Consider the following 24,510-nt stretch of genomic DNA (forward strand, 5'->3'; position numbering starts at 1 on the left):
TTGAGCCGGCTTTTTTTGAAACAGCCAATAGGCTAATCGTTTGCCAAATCATGTCTCACAGCTAATCGCCAAATAAGAAAAATATGACTATTGATCAATGCTTTTACATCGGTTACATCAGTAAAACAAGAGGTCTTAAAGGAGAAGTACAACTGTTTTTTGAATTCGAAGAATACGAGAGTTTGGATATCGATGTTGTCTTTGTAGAAGTGAACAAAAAGCTTGTTCCTTATTTTGTTGATGCCATTAAATTTCAAAAAAATAGCACTGCTTATGTAACATTTGAGGATGTGGATCATATCGATAAGGCTCAGGTACTCGTTCGTAAAAAGCTATATCTTTCCAATGATAAAATGCCCGAGCGAGACCCGGATGATTTTAGATATACTGATTTAATCGGATTTTTAGTGATCGATGAAAACCATGGCGAACTGGGGCAAATAACAGATGTTCAGGAATTCCCACAACAATTTGTCGCCACAGTAGATATGGATGGCAAAGAACTGATGTTTCCGCTGTCCGACGATTTGATCTTAGGAATTGATGGCGAAGAGGAGATCATTGAAGTTGAATTGCCTGAGGGATTGGTCGATCTGTATAAGGAATAGGCATATCCCCAAGCTTATTCAATTGAATATCCTATACTTACTATTGCAGTAATTTCTTATCTTGGTCCTTATATATTAATATTACTATTGGCCATAATTATTAATTGATTTTGAAACCGTTATTACTGCTGTTATTCACACTCTCATTGTCTTCGTGTACTTTCTTTGGGAAGAAAAAGGAGTTTCCTGAAGGCAACTACCAAATGATATTGGGCTATCCAAATGATGAGTATCATAAATTAAAAAGAGAATCTCCCCAAAATGTGGAGGCAGATACCTATGGTAATGATCCTATTCTATACCGATCCTTTCTTTCGCTTCATGATAAGGACCAGTTTGTCATGGCGATTGATGATATCTTACTCTTTGGTAAGTATAAATTTGACGGTGATAGATTAGAATTGACGGATGAGAAAAAAGGTAGTGTCGCTTTGGATATTGTTAAAATAAAAAAAGATTTTGTTCAGCTGAGAGGTGATTTTTCACAGTTTAGCTCAGCACGTATACCCACTAGTGAAAGACTTTATATCAACTTTGCGTTAGATAAAACCCTTATCCGGGAAACGCCCAGTAAATTTGATAGCCAAGTGAATTTATGGCGAAATGCTCCGGTAAAATCGGAAAGTGAAAAGGAGATAAAAGCCAGGGCCTTGAATTTTGTAGATTATTCTATCGCTTATTTCCAACACATATCAAGCTCTGGTACTCATCACGATTATCGAATGGATGGTGTCGAATCACCAATTATTTATGCCGAGAATGGCATTGTGCTCAAGGCATGGGCAGATGTTCCTGATTCTTGGAAGGAATTATTTTACAACGAAAAAGAGGCATTAGTCGCCTATCACTATTTATTTGACGGATTTAAATATGGATCGAAAGAGGAGTACCATGTTACAGGACTCTTATTGGTCACATTTTATCTCAAAAATTTACGAAATTCTTTGGCAGCTAATCTTTAGCCAATGTTCTTGTGGCATAGTCAATCTCTTCGCTGTCTATGATCCTCGATCGTTAATTCTACTGGTTTTTCTAGGTCTTTAACTATTGGTATGGTGAAGAATCCTGTCGTTGCATGGATACAAAGCTAAAGTGACGTTGAAACATCGTTTATTGAAGTCTTTTTGCTGCTATTTTTGCCTTTTCGAAAAATAATTTTTGTCTTTTGATTTTTTAAAACGATATTAGCAACGCTTATAGAGAAAGGCCGAGGGACTAGACCCGTTGAAGCCTTAGCAACCTGTATTGTTCAAGGTGCTAAATTCTACCCTACTCCATGTGGGAAAGATAAGTTACATGTAGATAAACGATTCCTCGACGTGTGCGTTTCGATGTAAGCCAACCAAACTAAAAACAGTTTTTTAATGAAGATTATCGATCATATCCAGAATGCCAAAGGAAAAACATTGTTTTCTTTTGAGCTATTGCCACCGGCGAAAGGGCAGGGCATCCAAAGTATTTTTAAAACCATGGATGAACTGATGGAGTTTAAACCTCCTTTTATCGACGTCACCTACCATCGGGAAGATTATATCTATAAAGAGCATGCGAGTGGATTGCTGGAACGTGTTTCCTATCGTAAACGTCCTGGGACAGTGGCGATATGTGCTGCAATCATGAATAAATATAAAGTGGATGCGGTGCCACATTTGATATGTGGGGGTTTTACAAAAGAGGAAACTGAAAATGCATTGATCGATTTGAACTTCCTGGGGATAGATAACGTTTTGGTGTTGCGGGGTGATGCACGTAAGGGCGATGCCGATTTTATACCAACCGATGGTGGACATGCTTTTGCAACAGACCTATTGGAACAGGTAACCGATATGAATAAAGGAAAGTATCTGCATGAAGACATTATCACGTCGGAAAAGACTGATTTTTGCATCGGAGTAGCCGGGTATCCCGAAAAGCATTTTGAATCTCCAAATTTCAATACTGACTTTAAATATCTGAAACAAAAAGTCGATATGGGAGCAGAGTTTATTGTGACTCAGATGTTCTTTAATGTTGAAAAATACAAGGAATTTGTAACAAAATGTAGGGACAATGGAATCCATGTGCCCATTATTCCGGGATTAAAACCACTGACAACAAAAAAGCAATTGGTGACCTTGCCAAGAATTTTTCATTTAGATATTCCAGAGGAACTGAGTGACGCTGTCGCGGCATGTAAAACGAATGCCGACGTCAGACAGGTAGGTGAAGAGTGGTTGGTACAACAGTGTCAGGAGCTGATTAAATTTGGCGCTCCGGTATTACATTTTTATACGATGAGTAATCCTGGTCCAACAAAGAAGATTGTTGAAAAACTAGCCTAACTCATAAAATGATAAAAAAGGGAGCAGATAAGCTCCCTTTTTTTATGATAATATTCATTGTGAAAGCCTGAAATAGGTTGAAAGTCTCGGCAGCGTGGTTTAGGTCGATCTCTATATTCAGCGTTGAATAGCCTGTTTATAGTCAGGTACTGGTGTTAAATAGTGTTAATTCGTGTGTCGGAGTCAGGATAACTTTTTAACTTAAAGTGCTAAAAAGGATTTTAACAATAGACCAATTGACCTTATGACGTACAATAGATTAAATTCTCTACTCGGTTTTGCTTGCGGACTAATTGCCACCTGTGTATATATCGCTACAGTTGAAAAGACGGTAAGCTGGTGGGATTGCGGTGAATTTATAGCCTGTGCCTATAAATTGGAGGTGGCACATCAACCGGGAGCACCATTGTTTCTTCTTATTCAGAATATATTTTCTAATCTCGCTTTAGGGAATAAGGGGCAGATCGCCTATTGGATGAATATAGGTTCTGCAGTTTGCAGTGGAATTACTGTTACCTTTTTATTTTGGACAATAACCGCCATTGCTAAAAAGCTACTCAACAAAGACAAACAAGCTCCTTTGTCAACCTACCTGCAGATCTTCGGCGCAGGAGTTGTCGGTGCAATGGCATTTAGTTTCAGCGATTCATTTTGGTATTCGGCGGTAGAATCTGAAGTTTATGCAATGTCTTCGTTATGTACAGCAGTCGTATTTTGGGCAATTTTAAAGTGGGAAGTCCGTGCAGATGAAGACGGTAGCGATCGTTGGCTGGTTTTTATTGCTTTTGTTATGGGGCTTTCGATCGGAGTGCATCTATTAAATCTTTTAGCAATCCCGGCTATCGCGATGGTTGTTTATTTCCGAAGAGCGCGACAGGTTAATGCGAAAGGGACAATAAAAGCTTTCCTCGTCGGAGTGCTGATCTTAGGGGCCGTTTTGTGGGGAATTATTCAATGGTTAGTCGGTCTAGCGGCTAAAGTGGATCTCGTATTTGTGAACTCATTGGGAATGGGATTTGGTACCGGAATTTTTTTCTCGTGCCTATTATTGGGGGGATTGATAATTTACGGTCTATATTATTCCTATGAAAAGCAGAAATATACACTCAATACAGCCTTGCTGGTTCTTTGTTTTGTTTTATTTGGATACAGTTCCTACACCATGGTCATGATCCGTGGGAAAGCAAATCCATCCTTGAACAATAATGCGCCGGATAATGTATTTTCTTTTTTAGGATATTTGAGCCGTGAACAATATATACGGGAACCGTTACTCAAAGGACCTTATTATGACTCGCAAGTGGTTGGCGTCGATAGTAAGACGAGCTATCGGAAAGATAAGTCGGAGTATGTTCCCTTCACACAGGTAGACAAATATCAATTTGATAAGGAAACCTTTTTCCCGCGTATCTATAGCCAAGATGGAAGCCATCAAGCTTATTACAGAAGTTACCTCAATTTGAAAGAAGGGCAACAGCCAACGTTTTCCGATAATTTTAAGTTCTTTTTTAATTTTCAACTGGGAGATATGTATACCCGATATTTCTTATGGAATTTTGTGGGTAGACAGAATGACAGGCAAGGATATGGGACCTATAGTGACGGCAACTGGTTGTCGGGGATCAGACCATTGGATAATTGGCGTTTAGGGGGGCAAGATAAAATATCTCGATCGCAGGAGCATGACCCGAGCCGGAACACTTATTTTTTTCTTCCATTGCTACTCGGAATAGCTGGTGCGATCTGGTTGTACCGAAACAATAAACCTTATACCTTGGTACTGACCTTGCTGTTTGTGTTTACGGGGGTAGCGATCGTAGTTTATCTCAACCAAACTCCTATGCAACCCCGGGAACGAGATTATGCTTACGTGGGGTCTTTCTATGCTTTTGCGATCTGGATTGGGCTGGGAGTAATAGCATTTGTTCGGTTTTTCAACCGTTTTGTACAAACACGTTATGCTTTAGCGACAGGTATTTCTTTTGCGCTGTTGGGAGGCCCTATTATTTTGGCTCATCAAAACTGGGATGATCATAATCGGTCCGAGAAATCGTTGGCAAGGGATATGGCACGCAATTATTTGGAATCCTGTGCTCCAAATGCTATTCTATTTACCTATGGCGATCATGATACATTTCCTGTATGGTATTTGCAAGAAGTAGAGGGCGTACGTCCGGATGTTCGGGTTGTCGTGTTAAGCTATCTCACAGGCGATTGGTATATGCAACAGGCCAAACAACCCACGTATCAAGCGGCAGGGCTCCCCGTGACCATTCCCGCTGAAAAGACGAAAAAAGGCGTTCGTGATTATATCCCTTTCGTAGATAGACAACTTGACAATGCGGTAGATATACAGCAGTTATTGCAGTTTGTCACATCGGATGATCCGGAGTATAAAGTTCAGCTGAATTCCGGTGATATGGAAAACTATTTCCCTTCCAAGAAAGTCCAATTGCGCATTGATAAAGACGAGGTGGTTAAGAAAAATGCGGTTCCGGCGTATTTTCAGGGAGCTATAGTTTCTGCAATGGAATGGGAAATTCCGAATGATCATCTGACCAGGTCGGATTTAACCCTGTTATCCGTGCTTGAAAATAATCATTGGGACAGACCGATATATTTTTCGAATATGCTGCCAAGTGATATTAAGTTGGGACTGGATAAATACCTGGTCAATGAGGGCTTTACTTCTCGATTGATGCCTGTCACTGCTACAGATCAGTCGACAGGAAAACGAAGTGAGCAGGGTGGGCTAGTTAATATGGAGGCGTTATATAGCAATATTATGCATACGTATCATTGGGGTAATGTTAAAAATGCACAATACTTGGATACAGATTCGTTCCGCTTTGCAAGCATGTACGCCCGTGATATATTTGGAAAAGCTGCCCGAATGCTTTTAGCCAATGGCCAGGTCAAACAAGCTGGGGAGGTGGCAAAAAAAGCATACGATCAATTGCCCGATCGCGTATATGCGATGTCGGACGCCATCAATTATGCCGATATTATCGATAGTCTGTATCGCTCGGGGCAACCTCAGCTGGCCAACAGGATGATGGACCGGAACCTTGATTATGTCGCTGAAAATATGGAATACCTACATCAATTGGTAATGGATAAGAAAAACCTGAGCTTTGAGTGGAATGATATTCAGACCGGCTTGGACTCTGTAGACCGGTATAAGGCTATTTTATTGGAAGCAAAGGATACCAAACGATTGGCACGTGTTGAGCAGTTGAGACAGCAATATCAAAATTGGTACGGCGTAGAATAATTTTGATGATGAACTGAACCAAATTACCAGGCACGCCTAATGGGGCATTGGATTAACGTATTTGAGATAAGAAACCAGATGAGGCCTCTTCTAAAATATTGGAAGAGGCCTCGATACATATAGGATAGGGAATGAGCCGAGTTATTAAAATTTCATGCCGACTCCAAAGCCGAGCAGGAATGGGTTGATGTCAACTTTTGCCGGTATGGATAGGTTGGGGGCGAGGTTTGACGCATCCACATTGACATCGGTCTTTAAAAGAATATACTTAGCATCTAAATTCACGAAATATTTTTCAGATAGCTTAAAATCAATTCCCAGTTGAGTCGCAAAGCCGAAAGCATTATCATATTTTACATTTTTAACCGTTTGCCCCGCATTGACGCTATAGAATATGGTGTAATTTATTCCCGCTCCTACATAGGGTTTAATGGCACCGTCGGGGAGGAAGTGATATTGCGCTGTCAGTGTGGGAGGGAGGAGCCATACACTCCCCAGATCCACATTGCTGGATGGACTGCCACCAATGGCAGTTAAATTTGAACCTGTTGTATTGACTTTATGTTTTGTAGTCCCAAGGATCAATTCCGCCGCAATGTTTTTTGTGAAGAAATAGGTGAAGTCAAGTTCAGGGATAAATTTCGTATTGATGTCGACGTCTCCGCCTATGGTATTAATCTTGGCCGATTCGTTTGGCATGACTGTCACACCTCTGAGTCTCATTTGCCAGCGTTGATTAGGGATTGTTTGTGCCTGTAAACTTAGTGCGCCTAGGGTAAGTGTTAGTGCAATTAAAAGTAGCTTTTTCATATCATTAAGGGTATTTTGTTTGCTGTAAAACTATTGCTAAAATCACGGCAAAAGAGTGACGATAATCAGGTTGAAAAATGAATGATACGATGTTTTTCCTATTGCAGATGATGTACCTTTATAAATTACTGTTGTAAAAAATGGGAAAGTATGGGTAGGTGTAAATCCGCTGTAATAGTTTTTCAAGCCACATTGGGATAATAGGCCTATTACACGCATTTGTCTCGCCTGAGCACGAGCAAACGTTATGAAAGTATGTCATTCGCGCAACTGCGGATTGTGTACGAAATACCTCCTATGAGCGTTGAGGGCAAGAGGGAGGACTGGAGTTTCGTTTAGCGGGGCTAATGGGGATACAAATCCGGTATGTCAATGCATATTGAATGGAATAGGAACGCTCCTAAAATAGAACAGGTCGGNNCCGACCTGTTCTATTTTAGGAGTTACGGTTTTACGCGTTTTTCTTCACTTCCTTACCCCAAGAGTCTTTTAATGTAACCGTACGGTTAAAGACTAGATGGTCTGGCGTTGACTGTGTGTCTAATGTAAAATAACCCAATCGTATAAATTGATATCCCTTTCCAGGCGTAGCGTTAGCCAGATCCGGTTCAATGTAAGCACGTTGGATAATATGTAAACTTTCAGGGTTGATCGATGCTTTAAAATCTTCTGCAGCGGCAGGATTTTCATCATTGAACAATCTGTCGTACAACCTTACTTCGGCTTCTTTCGCATGTGGAACCGAGATCCAATGGATTGTTCCTTTAACTTTTAATCCTGAAGTATCTTCTCCTGATTTTGAGTTTGGAACATAGGTACAATGAACTTCCGTCACGTTTCCGTTTTCATCTTTCACAAAATCATGACAGGTAACGATGTAAGCATGTTTCAAACGTACAGAAAGTCCAGGGCCCAAACGGAAGAATTTTTTTGGTGCATCTTCCATAAAATCATCGCGCTCTATCCAGAGCTCTTTTGAAAATGGAATGGAGCGTGAACCTTCACCGCCTTCGACTTCAGGGTTATTCTCACCAATAAGATCCTCTACCTGACCATCAGGATAGTTTGTGATCACCAATTTGATTGGATCAAGGACAGCCATTCTGCGCCATGCCGTTTTGTTGAGATCCTCACGGATACAGAATTCCAAAAGACTGACATCGATCATGTTTTCACGTTTTTGAACACCGATTTTTTCACAGAAGTTGCGGATACTCGCCGGTGTATACCCCCTTCTGCGCAATCCTGAGATCGTAGGCATGCGCGGGTCGTCCCAGCTTTCAACAAACTTATCATTGACCAGTTGCAGTAATTTACGTTTACTCATGACAGTATAGGTCATATTCAAGCGTGCAAATTCGTATTGCTTGGAAGGGAAAATTTCCAATTTATCTATACACCAATCATAAAGTGGGCGATGTGGAATAAATTCCAATGTACAGATGGAGTGTGTAATTTTCTCAATGGAGTCTGATTGGCCATGTGCAAAATCATACATCGGATAGATACACCATTGATTCCCCGTTCTGTGGTGATGAGCGTGCTTGATGCGGTATAATAAAGGGTCGCGCAAGTGCATATTTGGGCTAGCCAAATCAATCTTTGCCCGAAGTACTTTTTCGCCATCTTGGTATTTACCGGCGCGCATATCTGCGAATAAGGTCAAATTTTCATCAATAGACCTGTCGCGATATGGTGTCGGAACACCGGGTTCTGTTGGGGTACCTTTTGCTGCTGCAATTTCTTCAGCAGTGCTGTCGTCCACATAAGCTAGACCTTTTTTTATTAGCTCAACGGCATAACGATATAGTGTCTCAAAATAATCTGAAGTATATAATTCCTCTGCCCACTGGAATCCAAGCCATTGAATATCTTTCTTGATGCTTTCAACATACTCGGTATCCTCAGTGACAGGGTTAGTGTCATCAAAACGTAGATTAGTCTTGCCATTATACTGCTGTGCTAATCCAAAATTCAAGCAGATGGATTTGGCGTGACCAATGTGGAGGTAACCATTTGGCTCAGGAGGAAAACGTGTCAATACACGTCCGCCATGCTTTCCTGTTCGAAGATCCTCTTCGACAATTTCCTCGATAAAATTTAATGATTTTTCTTCACTCATAATACAAAGTTAATTATTCGTAGCGAGATATTAGCTAGGAGATCGTAGATATTCGCCTTAGTATGAGTGATTGAATGTGCTGGCTGTATCGGTAAGAATGGGAAGACGTAATAAGGTTTGGACCCACAATAAAAAAGGGACGAAATTTAGTCCCTTTTTACCGATTTTTATTACTACGCTATTTATAAGCGAAGACTTCACCTAGCTCGTCATTATTGGTAAACGTACAGTGTTGATCGATCAATTCTCCAGTGCCGATATTGATAATCATGCCGTGTACGGCAAGATCATCACGCTCTTTCCATGCATTTTGAATGATTGACGTCGCGCACAGATTGAAAACTTGCTCTTGTACATTGAGCTCGATTAAACGATCTACTTTTTTATCATGCTCTTGGATCGCATCAATCTCTGCACTGTGTAAGCGATATACATCTTTGATATGACCCAACCAGTTGTCAATAATACCGTACTGCTTGCGGCTTAAAGAGGCTGCTACACCACCACAGCCATAGTGACCTGCGATAATGACATGTTTTACTTTCAAAACATTGACCGCATAGTCTAAGACGGAAAGCATACTCATATCGGAGTGAATGACCATGTTGGCAATATTACGATGAACGAATACCTCTCCAGGCTTTGTACCTGTCAATTCATTTGCAGGTACTCGGCTATCGGCACAACCGATCCAAAGAATTTCTGGATTTTGACCTTTAGAAAGCTGTTGGAACCGCCCTGTAGCATCATTCTTTACAAACTCCATCCACTCTTTATTTCCCTTAATGATATTGTCAAATCCTATTTTTAAATCTTTATTTTCCATATTCTTCTTATTTCACTCTTGCCCGAAGGCATCGTTTCAATTTTATTATGATAATACAAATGTCTAAATTCATTGTTTACTTCAAACAACTTATTTTTATTGAATAGCTGTTCTTGCTATTCAATAACCGTCTCTCCCCCATTTCAATCCAGCTTGCTAGCCGACCAATGGAAGGGAGTGGCTTACGAGATACGTCAAAGGTCCGTATCCTATGAAGGTTTCTTATACACCACCTGCAAAAGTTCGATGTCTTTGCCTTTACTTCTGGCATTCTGTTCAAAATCTTTGATGACTTCGATGACATCCTTGTCTATAAATTTACTGAATGTCCCATCGATTCGGATCTTACTAATCGATTTTGGTAAGCTGTACAATTTTTGTTGGATAGGAACCTTGTTCAAAAATGATACTTCCTCCGCTAATGTAATGACAGCCTTATCTTCTTCATTGTCTTTTTCAATATTATATTTAAAAGCATTTTTCATATTGGCTCTTAAGATATAGAATGTCGCCACGACAATACCTATCCCTACCCCCATAAGGAGATCGGTAAACACAATCGCTACAATGGTGACAAAAAATGGGATAAATTGATCTAAGCCTTTTTTGTACATTGAGGTGAATAGACTTGGTTTAGCCAATTTATATCCTGTATGGAGAAGGATGGCCGCCAGACAGGCCAAAGGAATCATGTTCAGCATTGTTGGGATAGCGAGCATAGCGACCAATAGCCATATACCATGCATGATGGCAGATTGCCTTGTTTTTCCGCCTGCATTGACGTTTGCTGATGAGCGTACAATTACGGAGGTCAACGGCAGACCTCCCAGAAGTCCACTGGTCATATTTCCGATGCCTTGTGCAACAAGTTCGCGGTTAGTTGGCGTATTTCTTTTGTAGGGATCTATTTTATCAACGGCCTCGATGCTCAATAAAGTCTCTAAACTTGCAATAATTGCAATCGTAAATCCAGCTATCCACACATCTTTGTTGACAATCTGTGTAAAGTCCGGGAGGGTAAATAATCCTGTGAATTCAGCAAAAGAACCGACAATAGGGACTAGTACAAATTGCTTGTCATGCAACTGGAATGCTGAGCCGTTGAAAAGATAAGCTAAACTTACGCCTAGCATCACGACAACCAATGGGGCTGGCACCTTGTTGAGCTTTGGAATAGATGGCCAAAAGATTAGGATCGCCAATGACAAGGCGCAAATGATCAATGCACCAAAGTTGATCGCAGAGGCTATCGTGTCAAAATAGGCACCGATACCATGACCATTGTCCATTTCGAAGGCATGTGTTTCCACTAAGCCCAATGCCAAAGGAATCTGCTTCATGATAATTGTGATACCGATCGCAGCAAGCATACCGACAATGACTGCTGAAGGGAAATAGTTTCCGATCATCCCTGCTTTTAATATACCGAGAATAACTTGTACTACACCGGCAATCACGACGGCAAGTAGAAAGGTTTCATATGCCCCTAGGCTCTGAATAGCACCTAAGACAATAACTGTAAGACCAGCAGCTGGCCCACTTACACTGAGTGGTGATTTACTGATTGAAGCGACAACGATTCCACCAATTACACCAGTCAATAATCCTGCAAACAATGGCGCACCAGAGGCCATTGCAATTCCCAAACATAATGGAAGTGCCACCAAAAACACCACAACACTAGCAGGGAAGTCATATTTTAAGTCTCTTTTCGATAGTTTCAGAAAAGCCGACGTACGAGTTCCAAACATAAAATTTGTGTTTATCTGTAAAAAATTTTCATCAGGCGACCTTTAACTGGCGTTGTATCATGTATACCGTTTGGCGTTCAACAGCATAACAAAGCGTTAGTGCCGAGCCAAATCAACGATAACATCAACAGAGCCAAAGCCGATTACTTCAGAAAAATCAAAGATTACCGCACATACTTTACCTTTAGCATGCGGGTTGACGGGATACATCCCTAGGGATGCCTTTATGAATAGTTAGGAGGCGGTGTTGGAACCGTAGGATGGAAAGCTAAAATGCTTTTCTCATTTTTAAGATAATTCTTCTGTTTTCCTTGGTTCTCAACGAGAATGGTTTCAAATACAATAGGTTCTTCTGTTTTTGTATTGAAAAATTTTGAGGCAGTTTCAAGTGTATCATTACTTGCGCCGTTATTGTTTTCGATTTCCAGTTGTAAAACGACCTGTAAGATGGTACTTTGATCTAAGCTGTTTGAAAAAATAGGCGAAATAGAGATGGCCATCTTTGTGAAAAAGATGATAGCACAAAGGAATGCTGCCACAAATCTAAACTGCTTATTTAACATTTTTTATTACCTTTAATGTTACTGTTTACATCGTAAAAATAGTAATTCTATGTTAAATTCAAATTAATAGTGCACTAAAAATAAAATTTGGCACGAAATTGTGACGAAGAGATTATTTTTTGAAAAGTTTTCAATTTTTATTGATTTATAAATATTAAGCCTTTTGTATGGCAAATAAAGAACAATTTATAGAGAAGGTTCAAGCTTCCTATAATCCCAAAGGAGCGTTTATCTATCTGGGAGCGGGAATGCTTAATGGCGAAATTCTGGCAGAGGCAAAAGTGAATTTAGCCTTGAAAATGATGAACCGTCACGGACTTATTGCAGGGGCTACCGGAACCGGTAAAACACGTACGCTACAATTGATCGCTGAACAATTGTCGGATGCCTCTGTACCAGTATTTATGCTGGATGTTAAAGGTGACCTATCGGGCCTAGCAGTGCCAGGGGTGACCAACCAAGCCCTTATTGATCGGGGAAATGCCGTGGGGGTGCCGTTTGAGCCATCGTCGTTTCCGGTAGAACTGTATTCACTGTCCGGCAATAAGGGGATTCCGATGCGGATTACTGTAGAAGATTTTGGGCCCGTCTTGTTGGGCCGGATACTCGAACTTAATGAAACACAGACCGGCGTATTGGCTGCGATGTTCAAATATGCACAGGATCACCAAATGCCGTTGATTGATTTCTCAGATACGAAGAAACTGCTTACTTACCTTTCTGAAGGACCCGGCAGCGAAGAAATCAAAGGTGATTATGGTAAGATTAGTTCGGCAAGCTCGGGAACCATCCTGCGTAAGATCGTCGCATTGGAACAGCAGGGGCTAGCGCATATCTTTGGTGAGAAAGAATTTGATATTAACGATCTATTTCAGAAGGTAGATGGTAGGGGTGTGATTAGCCTATTGAATATTTCTGACGTGCAAGATCAGCCGGTGCTTTATTCTACATTCTTATTGAGCTTATTGGCACAGCTATTTAAAAATATGCCTGAGGTGGGTGACTTGGACAAACCCAAGTTGGTCTTCTTCTTTGATGAAGCCCACCTGCTGTTCAATGGGGCTCCTAAAGCCTTTTTGACTCAAGTGGATCAAATCATTCGCCTTATCCGTTCGAAGGGGATCGGCGTTTTCTTTTGTACACAGTCTCCAACCGATGTACCTGAATCTGTATTGGCCCAGCTGGGTAACCGTGTGCAACATGCATTGCGTGCCTTTACGCCCAACGATGCTGAAAATTTAAAGAAGACTGTAAAAACCTATCCAAAATCCGATTTTTATGAAATTGATCAGGTCCTGACTTCTTTGGGTACTGGACAGGCATTAATCACAGTATTGAATGATAAAGGTATTCCTACAGAGGTTGTCGCTACACATTTGGTGCCGGCGCGTGCAGTTATGGGACCTGCAGATGATGCAACGGTTAGCCAAATTATCAATCAGTCTGATTTGCGGGCAAAATATCAGGAGCGACAAGAAAATCGCTCTGCGGCTGAAATCATAGACGAAAGAATGCAGGCTGCAGCACAGGAAGAACAACGCGCGGCCCAGGAAAAAGAAGCGGAAAAAGCAAGTCGGCCAAGCTCCAGAAGACAGACACCTCTAGAAGCTGCCCAACGAACGGCAACAACGACCTTAGCAAGAGAGGGAGTTAAGTTTTTGGGCAAACTAGCGACGGGTTTATTAAACGCATTCTTAAAAAAGAAATAATACTAATTTTTGGATTCTTTTCGTTTCAATACTATACCTTTGAAGGCGGAGCCGAACTTAGCTAAATTTGCTTTTGAGGGCAATTTTAGCTAAGTTTGCGGACGAAAAGAAAATTCTATTAACGCAATTAAATATGAGTAAACCAACCCTTTTGATTTTGGCAGCAGGAATGGCTAGCCGGTATGGTTCTTTAAAACAAGTAGATGGTTTTGGCCCACACGGCGAGACAATTATTGACTATTCAATTTACGATGCTATTCGCGCAGGATTTGGAAAAGTTGTATTCATTATCCGGGAAGAATTTCTGGAAAAGATGAAAACAGTATTTGATGAAAAATTGAAAGGTAAAATAGAAGTAGATTACGCTTTTCAAGATTTTGACCTAACAAAATTCGGTGTTAATCACGTTATCGAAAGAACAAAACCTTGGGGTACTGCCCATGCGGTGATGAGTGCTAAAGATAAAGTGCATGAACCATTTTGTGTAATCAATGCAGACGATTTCTACGGATCGGATTCTTTTCAGAAAATGGCCGAGTTCTTAACAACCGAGGTTTCTGATCAACAAATGTCGTTGATGGGCTTCCAGGTTGGAAATACCATGTCCGATTATGGCTACGTTTCACGCGGAGTATGTGAGGTTACCCCTTCTGGACATATGGAAAGTGTAACTGAACGTACAAATATATACTACAAAGGCGAAGGCGACGATCGCAAAATCGTTTATGAGGAAAATGGGGTGGAGACAGATCTAGATCCTAAAACCCGTGTTTCGATGAATTTCTGGGGTTTTACACCAAAGATTTTCGAAGTAGCTCAGGCGATGTTTCCTGCATTTGTTGAGGAAAATAAGGAAAATTTAAAAGCAGAATTTTTCATTCCTTCTGTACCAGATTATATGGTGAAGCATAAGTTGGCTGATTTTAAGGTAATCCCAACTTCTTCGAAATGGTTTGGCGTAACTTATAAGGAAGATAAACCTATCGTACAAGAATCAATTTCAAAATTGGTGGCTGATGGAGTATATCCAGAAAAGTTATTTTAAGAGCTAAAAGAAATAGCTTATCTTTCACCTGTATTGTCAAGCAATACAGGTTTTTTTTTGACCTGTGCGCTAGATTACTTGAGCGGAAATAAATCTTTGATGAAAAAAATTCTTAAAGTGTTTGGTTATCTTATTTTAGGATTGTTGTCTTTTTGTGTGCTCTATATTGTTGCTGAATACAGTTTGTCAAGAATTTCGGCTCCAAGGAAAAATATAGACGAAGAGAAGACGATTCAGGTTTTTGTTCAGTCCAATGGTGTTCATACCGATATCGTATTGCCTGTCGTTAACGAAGAGATGGATTGGTCGCAACTATTTCCTTATGGGAATACGGTGGGGAAACATAGCGGATATCGGTATGTCGGTATCGGTTGGGGGGATAAAGGATTCTATGTGGATACACCAGAATGGAAGGATCTTAAAGCATCGACAGCCTTTGTGGCTGCCTTTGGATTAGGGGAGTCTGCCATTCATGTGACCTACTACAATTCGGTTCAGCAAGATGAATTATGTTTTGCTTATCAGATCAGTAAATCCCAATACCGTGATCTGATAAAATATATAGAAGATTCGTTGGATCGAAATCAAGCGGAAGCTATTTTGGTGAAAACAGATGCGCAGTATGGCGACTCAGACGCCTTTTACGAAGCAAAAGGAGCCTATAGCATGTTTTATTCGTGCAATACCTGGACCAATAATGCCTTAAAGAGAGCGGCGATGCCAGCAGGTATTTGGGCTACTTTGGACAAAGGAATCTTAAGTCACTATAAGGATAAGAAGTAGCTGGAAATGCATAAGTGTATTGCGGTGAAGGTTAAACGAGATAGTGAAAGTAATAGACATAAAAAAGCTCCGGGAATAATCCTGGAGCTTTTTTTATGAGGAGGAGTGATTATTTCACTTCTTCGTAATCTACGTCAGTTACATCATCACCACCTTGGTTTCCACCTTGAGCTTGACCTGCATCACCTTGAGGTTGTTGTGCACCACCTTGAGAAGCAGCGTACATTTCTTCAGAAGCAGCATTCCAAGCATTTTGCAATTCTTCAGAAGCAGCATCGATATCAGCAAAGTTTTTCGCTTCGTAAGCAGCTTTTAATTTTGTTAAGCCAGCTTCAATTGGCGCTTTTTTATCTGCTGAAATTTTATCGCCATATTCTTTCAATTGTTTTTCAGTTGAGAAGATTAAAGCGTCAGCTGCATTTACTTTGTCAGCTTCTTCTTTTATTTTTTTGTCAGCATCAGCATTTGCTTCAGCTTCTTCTTTCATGCGTTTGATTTCGTCGTCAGACAAACCTGAAGATGCTTCAATGCGGATGTTTTGTTCTTTTCCAGTCGCTTTATCTTTCGCAGATACTTTGATGATACCATTGGCATCAATATCAAAAGTAACTTCGATTTGAGGAACGCCACGAGGTGCTGGTGGAATATCGTTCAAATGGAAACGGCCGATTGTACGGTTTTGGTTTGCCATAGGACGTTCACCTTGTAAGATGTGAATTTCTACAGATGGCTGATTGTCTGAAGCAGTAGAGAACGTTTCCGATTTTTTAGTTGGAATTGTTGTATTTGCTTCGATCAACTTAGTCATCACACCACCCATTGTTTCAATACCCAATGAAAGTGGAGTAACATCCAATAATAAAACGTCTTTTACTTCACCTGTCAATACACCACCTTGGATCGCAGCACCTAAAGCGACAACTTCATCCGGGTTTACACCTTTAGAAGGCTCTTTTCCGAAGAATGCTTTTACAGCATCAACGATTGCAGGGATACGCGTAGAACCACCTACTAAGATAATTTCGTCAATATCAGATTTGCTAAAACCAGCATTTTTCAATGCAGACTCACAAGGAGCAATTGTTCTCTTGATCAAGTCAGCTGCCAAAGCCTCAAATTTAGCACGTGATAATGAACGAACTAAGTGTTTTGGACCAGTTGCATCTGCAGTGATATACGGCAAGTTGATTTCAGTAGAAGTTGCGCTTGATAATTCGATTTTCGCTTTCTCAGCAGCTTCTTTCAGACGTTGCAATGCCATTGGATCTTTTTTCAAATCAAAGCCATTGTTTTCGCTTTTGAATTCTTCATTTAACCAGTTGATGATTACGTTATCAAAGTCATCACCACCTAAGTGTGTGTCACCGTCAGTAGATTTAACTTCAAATACACCGTCACCTAATTCCAATACCGAAACGTCATGTGTACCACCACCACAGTCAAACACAACAATTTTCATGTCTTTGTGTGCTTTGTCCAAACCGTAAGCTAAAGCTGCTGCTGTAGGTTCGTTAATGATACGTTTTACAGATAAACCAGCGATTTCACCAGCTTCTTTTGTTGCTTGACGTTGTGCGTCGTTGAAATATGCAGGAACTGTAATAACAGCTTCAGTTACTTCTTGACCTAAGAAATCCTCAGCGGTTTTCTTCATTTTTTGAAGAATCATAGCAGAGATCTCTTGTGGTGTATATTTGCGGTCGTCAATTTCTACACGCGGTGTATTGTTGTCACCTTTAACGATTTTATAAGGTACGTGTTCAGCTTCTTTTACAGCTTCATCGTATGAAAGTCCCATAAAACGTTTGATGGAATAAATAGTTTTATGTGGGTTAGTAATTGCTTGACGCTTTGCTGGGTCCCCAACTTTGCGCTCGCCACCTTCTACGAAAGCTACGATCGAAGGAGTTGTACGTTTACCTTCGTTGTTCGTAATTACTACAGGCTCGTTACCTTCCATTACGGCAACACATGAGTTTGTAGTACCTAAGTCAATTCCTATAATTTTAGACATATCTTGTGTTTTAATTTTTTACTTAAATAAATTCTATCAGTCTATTATCAACCCTTATGCCAATCCAAAAGTTTTGTAAAAAAAACACTATTTGTCATCAATTTGTCCTTAGGTACTGCCAAACTGACATTTTCAATACACCAGTTGCTCTAATATCCTTTTTTTAGCTGACTCGTTTTGGCGATTGCGTGGCATATATCTGCCAAAGATTTCCGAAAATTCAGCAAGTTTCATTTTTTTTGATTTTTTATCCCGCCAATCAGAAGGAACAAGTTTATTGGTATAGGCGATATTTGTAGCCCAATATTGAATATGCATTTCAGGGATGACAAGACCCAATATCATGCCCGGGAGACCATGGCTTAATGCTGGTCCTGCCGATATTGGAATCTCTTCCGAATAGTAAGCGATCAGATAGAGTGAGTCTTTGGTAGCACCATTGACTCTGCGGCAGTTTACTCCGGCGATATTTCGGAATTCCTCCGTGAAACGCCAAGTAATGCTGTCCAAAGTTTCCGAAAGAATGTATTTTTCGTCGATGTCAAGCTGAATGTCTGCTGTGCCGGTTTTCAGATCCTGGTAGAGGACTTTGCCGTTCTTGTTGGCGCCACCCCTAAATTGCCCTCTTTGGTTTCCTCCGATTCGGACCGCACCCTGAGATCTGCCCCCTCTGCCTGTGCCCGAAGTTATCGTAGGTGCGGCCATTTTGACTTCACCACGTTGTTTTTCGTTAGCTACGCTTTCCTCAGGCATCAACACGGTAGAATTCTCATCAAAGTAGAAGTTTAATTTTTCCGTATGTGAATCCGGCATCTTGTCGAGATATTCCATCATGCCCATCCCTCTGTCCATTCCTTTCGAGCTCATGTCGTTGGATAGCTGCCGCATGCGTGCTTTTGTGTACGTGACTTTGTCAAAACTGATCGTACCTCTACTTCCAAAATAGGCATATTGTGCCTGAAGCGATAAACCACACAGGCAGCAGATGATAACGGTCAAATATATTTTTTTAATCATTTCCTTTCCCTAGATATTTGTTGAAATCCCATTTTACACCGACCAAAAAATATTGTGTCAATACCTGTTGAACGGACTCTGAATAGTTGGTGTCACTCGCGTTACGACGTGTGTTGTTAAATGTATTGAACAGGTCAAAGGCCTTTAAGCTGAGTGTCATACTTTCATCTTTCAGTACTTTTTTCTCTAATTCAATATTGGTATAAAATTGATTGATTGATTTTTTATAAAGTTTCGTAGGTCCTGTATAGCTATAGTAAATGTTTGCCATGACATTAAACTTCTTCGGTAGAAAGTATTTGATGTACGCCGAAGTCCCACCTTGAAAACTTGTTGCGTTGTATTGGGTGTTGATCGAGTTTTGCTGTACATTAAAACCAGCATTCGCCGAAAGATCAAAGTCGAATCCTTCTGAGTCCTGCTCATTTAAGCTAGAACCTAAACTAAAGTTGGTATTCTTTGCATTATTCAGTAGAAACTCGCCGCCGGACTGTCCGCCTTCAAATTTGGTATAGCTGTAGCTGTTGTTAAACCTGACGTTTGCACTCTTGTTAAAATTGATGCGACGATTGGCCAATGGCTGCATATGATTGATGTTCAAGCCGCCATTCCAGTTGGATTTACCCGATAGGTTTTCATAAGAACTGATTTGAGCCGAGTTGTCTAGTATGGTTGTTTTGTTGACAATAGGATTATTAACAAATGACAAGTTCCCGTTGATATTGATATTCGTTCCTTTCAATAAACTGAACGCGTTATAATTGGCCGAAATGTTATTGTTCACCGCGCGTTTTAGGTCGGGATTACCGACTTGTTGAAACAACGGATTGGTCTGAGGTTGCAGTGGTTGTAACTGATCAAACGATGGGATGATATTGGAACTTTGATAAGCTAAACGTATATTTTTGCTATTTGAAAGGCGATAATTGGCATCAACATTTAAATTGTTATCCCAGAAATTCCGGGCAAGATCAATTGATCTATAACTATCATTTAACTGTTGATTCTTGTAGAACGTACGGTTGGAAAAATTGATCTCCAACTTTTCTTTGCGATAGGAAAAGTGCACGTTCACACCTTGATTGGTATTATTGTCGATCTGGTTTTGAGAATATAGTGAATCAAACTTTTGTGTAATATTGTTTATTGAATTTTGGGTATTTGTACTCTTCGAATGATTGAAGCTGTAGCCTAAAGCCAGATTGATATAGTCACTGATACGGTTGTTGAAATTGATCGAAGAGTTGAAGTCATTGCCTTTATTCCGGCCATGTCGCGTTTGGTTGATAATTGTACTATCCCCGGTTTTGTAAAAATAAGTCCGTGAATTGACTTTACTCTCTGAATCTGACTCTTTGTGATTATTGCCGACCATCACATTTAAAGAACGCCCCGCTTTTAATCGTTTTCTATAATTTAGGCGAAAATTATTGTTGGAACTTGAGGAGTTCGATTGATTGTTCTCCCTAAAGTCATTGATTGGGTTGCCCGATCCATCGCCCGTTTTGCTGTCTGTGTAAGTTAGATTAGCGTTGGTAGCCCAATTGGCATTGGATTGGAGTTCCATATTTTGCGTGGAATCCAGTCGCATGTTAAGGTTTGACCTGAAACCATTACTTCGGCTATGTCTCTCGCTATCGTTTTTACTGTTTTTTTCCTGAATGGATTGATCAGGCAGCACATTTTTATTGTAAGTCTCCGAGTGGTTCTTGTTGCTGTTGTTGTCGTAACCATAGTTGGCGTTTACTTTTAAGGCCTTTTTGAAGAACTGATTTTCATAGTTTGCTCCAAGATTTGTATTCAGTGGTTCGCCCGTAATCTGGTTGTTCATCCGTAAAGAACCTTCACGACCACTTGAACTACCCATGTTATTGTGGCTGCCCGTAATCCCAATTCGCTCGGTCTTATTAAATTTGGCCGCGAACAGATTTCCAGCATACAATCCTTTGGATCCCGCCAACGCCTCCATGTTTCCAAAGACACCCTTTCTTGCTTTCTCCTTAAGTACTACGTTAACGGTTTGGATCCTTACGCCATCATCGATACCTGATAACTCGGCTTCCTCGGATTTCTTTTCATAGAGCTGGACCTTATCGACAGCATCTGCACGTACATTTCGAATGGCTATTTTGGGGTCATAACCAAAAAACTCCTCCCCATCGATAAACACCTTCTGTACAGATTTCCCTTTGGCAGTGATACTTCCGTCTCCCGTAACCGTAAAACCGGGGAGACGACGTAGTAAATCCTCTAACTTCGCATTCTTTTCCGTGGCAAAACTCGCCGCATCATATTCGATGGTGTCGCCTTTCAGTGTAATTGGAAGACGACGCGTAACAATCACCTCCTGCAAAACATTTCTTTGGGAATTTATTTTGATATCATGCAAATCGAGATCTTTATCTGCAATTTGGATCGTATCACTGTAGAGTTCAAACTTGGGGTATGTGGCTAAAATAATGTAGCTTCCGGGCTTGATATTTTTTACCTGAAACTTTCCCTCTTCATTGGCTCTGTTAAAATAGCGAAGGACTGAGTCGCGGTTCAATAAAATAATTGAAGCATTGGTCAGAGGTTTGTCATCCGCCTTGTCCAGAATCCTCCCCTTGATGTTTATTTGGGCGTAGGCACTATTGAAGATGACAAATAGTAAAAGTATTAATTGAACTAATCTTTTCATGTACGGGTTGTATCTTTCAAATATAATTTACTTAATCGTTAATAAATGTAAAACATCTCTTCTGAATGTAAAATCTTTGGTATATAAGGTAGAGGAAATCACATTTTTTCTTGCTGTACATGTACTTTTTGAGCATCCTATTTTTTATTGCATTCCATACAGATTGTTGGCGGAAGGTTGTTTGAGAAAGTTGGAAGTAAAATTTACCTTTGCACAAAATTGGTATTATGACGTTTGAAAATTACTTACAACAATTCGAAGATATCTTAAATCATCCTGAGAATCACCCTACCTATCAAGATGATGAATATTATCAGTACACAAAAATGAACTGGACAAGAATGGGCCGTTGGTTAAAACGCTTCGAACCAACGTCGACTTTTGAACAATTTGTTGAGTCAATTACTGAAAAGCAACAATGGATCATTATTACTGAACCTTGGTGCGGGGATGCGGCGCATTCGGTACCTATGTTGGCGAAGATGGCCTCAAAAAATCCCAATATCACGGTGGATATCCAACTGCGTGATAGTGCTCCGTTTCTGATCGATTCTTATCTAACAAACGGAGGCAAATCTATTCCAATTCTGGTGATACGCAACGAACAGGGGCAAGATTTGGCTGTCTGGGGCCCAAGACCTCAAGCCTGCCAGGAGCTGTTTTTGCATATGAAAGCGCAAGGGGCAGATTTCTCCGAAATCAAAGAGGAGATTCAAAAGTGGTACAATGCCGATAAAGGAACCGAAATCCAAAAGGAAATCCAGGCACTGCTCGAAAAATAAGAAAATTACATCCTTATAATAGACTGGCAATTTTTAAGTTTAACCGGATCATCATCTCAGGAATAGACCTGGTCTTTCCTGAGCATGGTTTGAAAAACTGCTGTTAAACCCGGAGCTATGTAAACCTATCTCAGTATAAGACAAGTATACGATATTCGGAGATTAGTCGGAGCTTGTTCGGTGCTTCCTCGGTACTTGTTCGTTACTTCTTCGGTTGCAAGCGAAGAAGTAACGCTGAAGCTACGTTTCATGTCCGTAGCTAATCCCTGTAAAGGCTGAAGTTATCTGACTCTTGCTATTGTCTAGTTCCAGCTTATTTTGGACCTATTTTCGGCGTAACGTAATTTCTTTAGGGCAAATAGACCTAATGTCGCCTTTGCGAAAGATCAAAAGATTTTAAGTAAAACGATCCAGTGTTTTTGTTAGCTTTATATGAATTATGGACCATTTTTATGGTGGCTTTTTCAGTTTGCTTGAGCGACAACTAAAACTAAAAAAATATGAATATTGAGGATCTAAGAGATTATTGTTTATCGATTGGGCCGGTGATGGAGGAGACTCCCTTTGGGCCAGATACATTGGTATTTAAGGTAGGCGGTAAGATTTTTTTGTTGGTAGGCCTGGATCAGGTTGATGGATTACGATTTAATGTTAAGTGTAACCCCGAAAGGGCCATTGAATTGCGGGAACGTTATGAGCATACCGTACTGCCGGGCTATCACATGAATAAAAAGCACTGGAATACCGTGGTTGCCAATCAAGAGATTGATGATAGAAAGCTGGAGGAATTGATTTTACACAGCTATCAGCTTATTGTTGAAAGTCTGCCCAGTAAAATCAGATCGGAAGTCAAAGGGCTATAACCGGACTTTGCGTGTAAAGAATTAGTTGTCTATTCAGAAAAAGTCGTTTAAATGACTTTTTTTTGAGGCTAGGATTGATTTTTTTGCTAAAATCAGTGCATTGCTCAAAGCATTGGTCGATAAATTTACACTAAATATTATTTTTATGAAACGAACACGAAGTTACTCGTGGATAATCTGTTTTATGCTTCTTTTCAGTTTGGGAAGTTGTATAAAGGAAGAAGCGCTCAATATGGAAGCGGATATTATCGCTGTTCATGCCGATGAAGATATCTTTTTGCTGAACCCGGTCATCTCAAATACGCAAGTTACACTTTACCTTCAGCCCAATATTCATGATCTTACCAAATTGAATATGACTTTTGACCTGACTCCTGGTGCCTCCATTGAGCTTTTGAAGGATTCTTTGAAAATGCCTGCCGGAACTCAGGATATGAATAAAGTAATTATTGATGAATTGCTAAAAAACGGCGTATATTATAAAGTTACGTCCGAAGATCATCAGTTTACAAAAAACTACCTGATTAAAATTGTGAAAACAGATGGTGGATTTGTTCCAACAGCATATGGTTTTGAAGATACGGCGATTGATAAGGATGATAAATACACCATATTTTATAATAAAATTGATGGCCAGGATTTCTATAATTGGGCTTCCGGAAATCCAAGTTTCTCCTTGACATTGAGCTTAGGAGGAGGTACCAAGGACCCCGAATCATACCCCACTAAAACGAGTTCGGATGCACATTCAGGATCGAAAGCGGCTTTATTGGAAACGAAGTTGACCGGTGCTTTTGGGGCGATGTTCAAGAAACCTATTGCTGCCGGAAATCTTTTTATAGGAGCGTTTGATACAGGACCTGTATTGACAGACCCGTTATCGGCAACGCAGTTTGGCCTTCCTTTCAATCAGATACCGCTGGCCTTGGAAGGTTACTATAAGTATAGTCCTGGCGCAACGGTGACGGATGAAAACATGAAACCTGTTAATACCAAGGATTCCTGTGATATCTATGCTGTTTTCTATAATCGCAAGCAGCTTATGGACTCGCAATCTGATCCCAACAAGAAAGTTTCCTATTTGACGGGACATAATATTTTAAAAGATCCAAGTATTGTGGCTATTGCCAGGTTGGAAAATGGGGGCGCAACCAAGGCTGGTGATTTTGTCAAGTTTACATTGCCATTTAAGTACACGGCGAAAGTAAACGAAGCTGATGTTGCCAATTTGGATTATAGCATTGCGATTGTAATGTCTTCGAGTAAATATGGTGATAATTTTATAGGTGCTGTCGGTAGTAAGTTGACGGTGGATGATCTCAAAATTGTAACGAAGAAGTAA

Annotated in this window: 18 protein-coding genes and 1 riboswitch; of the genes, 10 read left to right on the top strand and 8 right to left on the bottom strand. The window is 40.4% G+C overall.

Translation table 11 applies throughout. From position 1 onward, the window contains the following. Positions 1-83: 83 nt before the first annotated feature. The 4 genes from rimM (at position 84) to B4Z90_RS17855 (ending at position 6,203) form a co-directional block, all read left to right on the top strand. A complete protein-coding gene (gene rimM / locus B4Z90_RS17840; protein WP_046673647.1) occupies positions 84-608 on the top strand; it encodes a ribosome maturation factor RimM in 525 nt (174 codons plus the stop codon). A 110-nt stretch (positions 609-718) separates the two neighbouring features. Then, complete coding sequence (locus B4Z90_RS17845) at positions 719-1,570, top strand: hypothetical protein (RefSeq protein ID WP_286802864.1); 852 nt, start codon at positions 719-721, stop codon at positions 1,568-1,570. Positions 1,571-1,799: 229 nt separating this feature from the next. Next, positions 1,800-1,902, top strand: a riboswitch (SAM riboswitch). 70 nt (positions 1,903-1,972) lie between these two features. Then, on the top strand, positions 1,973-2,929 hold the full coding sequence (locus tag B4Z90_RS17850) for a methylenetetrahydrofolate reductase (RefSeq protein ID WP_046673648.1): 957 nt from the start codon (positions 1,973-1,975) through the stop codon (positions 2,927-2,929). Positions 2,930-3,173: 244 nt separating this feature from the next. Continuing rightward, positions 3,174-6,203, top strand: coding sequence for a DUF2723 domain-containing protein (locus tag B4Z90_RS17855; RefSeq protein ID WP_286802866.1), 3,030 nt, complete (start codon positions 3,174-3,176; stop codon positions 6,201-6,203). A gap of 144 nt (positions 6,204-6,347) precedes the next feature. Here B4Z90_RS17855 and B4Z90_RS17860 read toward each other — a convergent pair whose 3' ends face one another. From B4Z90_RS17860 to B4Z90_RS17880, 5 genes are all read right to left on the bottom strand, one after another. After that, positions 6,348-7,013, bottom strand: coding sequence for an OmpW/AlkL family protein (locus B4Z90_RS17860; protein WP_070570317.1), 666 nt, complete (start codon positions 7,011-7,013; stop codon positions 6,348-6,350). 451 nt (positions 7,014-7,464) lie between these two features. Next, a complete protein-coding gene (locus B4Z90_RS17865) occupies positions 7,465-9,135 on the bottom strand; it encodes a glutamine--tRNA ligase/YqeY domain fusion protein (protein ID WP_286752727.1) in 1,671 nt (556 codons plus the stop codon). Between the two features lie 178 nt (positions 9,136-9,313). Continuing rightward, complete coding sequence (locus tag B4Z90_RS17870; protein ID WP_046673652.1) at positions 9,314-9,961, bottom strand: carbonic anhydrase; 648 nt, start codon at positions 9,959-9,961, stop codon at positions 9,314-9,316. 209 nt (positions 9,962-10,170) lie between these two features. Further along, positions 10,171-11,712, bottom strand: coding sequence for a SulP family inorganic anion transporter (locus B4Z90_RS17875; RefSeq protein WP_286802868.1), 1,542 nt, complete (start codon positions 11,710-11,712; stop codon positions 10,171-10,173). A 224-nt stretch (positions 11,713-11,936) separates the two neighbouring features. Continuing rightward, positions 11,937-12,275 carry a hypothetical protein gene (locus B4Z90_RS17880; protein ID WP_053003623.1) on the bottom strand — a complete coding sequence of 113 codons (339 nt, stop codon included), beginning with the start codon at positions 12,273-12,275 and terminating at the stop codon, positions 11,937-11,939. Positions 12,276-12,442: 167 nt separating this feature from the next. On the opposite strand from B4Z90_RS17880, the gene B4Z90_RS17885 reads away from it, so the two are divergent. The 3 genes from B4Z90_RS17885 to B4Z90_RS17895 all read left to right on the top strand — a co-directional run bounded on the left by B4Z90_RS17885 (position 12,443) and on the right by B4Z90_RS17895 (position 15,812). Then, the gene (locus B4Z90_RS17885) at positions 12,443-13,984 is read left to right on the top strand and encodes a helicase HerA-like domain-containing protein (protein WP_046673654.1); all 1,542 of its coding nucleotides are present in this window, start codon (positions 12,443-12,445) and stop codon (positions 13,982-13,984) included. A gap of 133 nt (positions 13,985-14,117) precedes the next feature. After that, positions 14,118-15,029, top strand: coding sequence for a sugar phosphate nucleotidyltransferase (locus tag B4Z90_RS17890; RefSeq protein WP_046673742.1), 912 nt, complete (start codon positions 14,118-14,120; stop codon positions 15,027-15,029). A gap of 99 nt (positions 15,030-15,128) precedes the next feature. After that, a complete protein-coding gene (locus tag B4Z90_RS17895) occupies positions 15,129-15,812 on the top strand; it encodes a TIGR02117 family protein (RefSeq protein ID WP_286802869.1) in 684 nt (227 codons plus the stop codon). 109 nt (positions 15,813-15,921) lie between these two features. Here the strand turns inward: B4Z90_RS17895 and dnaK are convergent, their stop codons facing one another. The 3 genes from dnaK to B4Z90_RS17910 form a co-directional block, all read right to left on the bottom strand. Next, positions 15,922-17,826, bottom strand: coding sequence for a molecular chaperone DnaK (gene dnaK / locus B4Z90_RS17900; RefSeq protein ID WP_046673656.1), 1,905 nt, complete (start codon positions 17,824-17,826; stop codon positions 15,922-15,924). 132 nt (positions 17,827-17,958) lie between these two features. Beyond that, on the bottom strand, positions 17,959-18,843 hold the full coding sequence (locus B4Z90_RS17905) for a GLPGLI family protein (RefSeq protein ID WP_112375025.1): 885 nt from the start codon (positions 18,841-18,843) through the stop codon (positions 17,959-17,961). Next, on the bottom strand, positions 18,836-21,523 hold the full coding sequence (locus B4Z90_RS17910) for a TonB-dependent receptor (protein ID WP_286802870.1): 2,688 nt from the start codon (positions 21,521-21,523) through the stop codon (positions 18,836-18,838). The genes B4Z90_RS17905 and B4Z90_RS17910 overlap by 8 nt, the downstream gene beginning before the upstream one ends. Positions 21,524-21,750: 227 nt before the next feature. Between B4Z90_RS17910 and B4Z90_RS17915 the strand changes: the two genes are divergently transcribed. The 3 genes from B4Z90_RS17915 to B4Z90_RS17925 all read left to right on the top strand — a co-directional run bounded on the left by B4Z90_RS17915 (position 21,751) and on the right by B4Z90_RS17925 (position 24,510). Next, entirely contained in the window at positions 21,751-22,305 is a 555-nt protein-coding gene (locus tag B4Z90_RS17915) for a thioredoxin family protein (protein WP_046673658.1), read from the top strand. 500 nt (positions 22,306-22,805) lie between these two features. After that, complete coding sequence (locus B4Z90_RS17920) at positions 22,806-23,168, top strand: MmcQ/YjbR family DNA-binding protein (protein ID WP_046673659.1); 363 nt, start codon at positions 22,806-22,808, stop codon at positions 23,166-23,168. 145 nt (positions 23,169-23,313) lie between these two features. Further along, positions 23,314-24,510, top strand: a complete 1,197-nt coding sequence (locus tag B4Z90_RS17925) for a PCMD domain-containing protein (protein WP_286802872.1) — start codon at positions 23,314-23,316, stop codon at positions 24,508-24,510.

Origin of the sequence: Sphingobacterium sp. UBA5639, assembly GCF_002421245.1 — a bacterium.
GTDB classification, from domain to species: Bacteria; Bacteroidota; Bacteroidia; order Sphingobacteriales; family Sphingobacteriaceae; genus Sphingobacterium; species Sphingobacterium multivorum.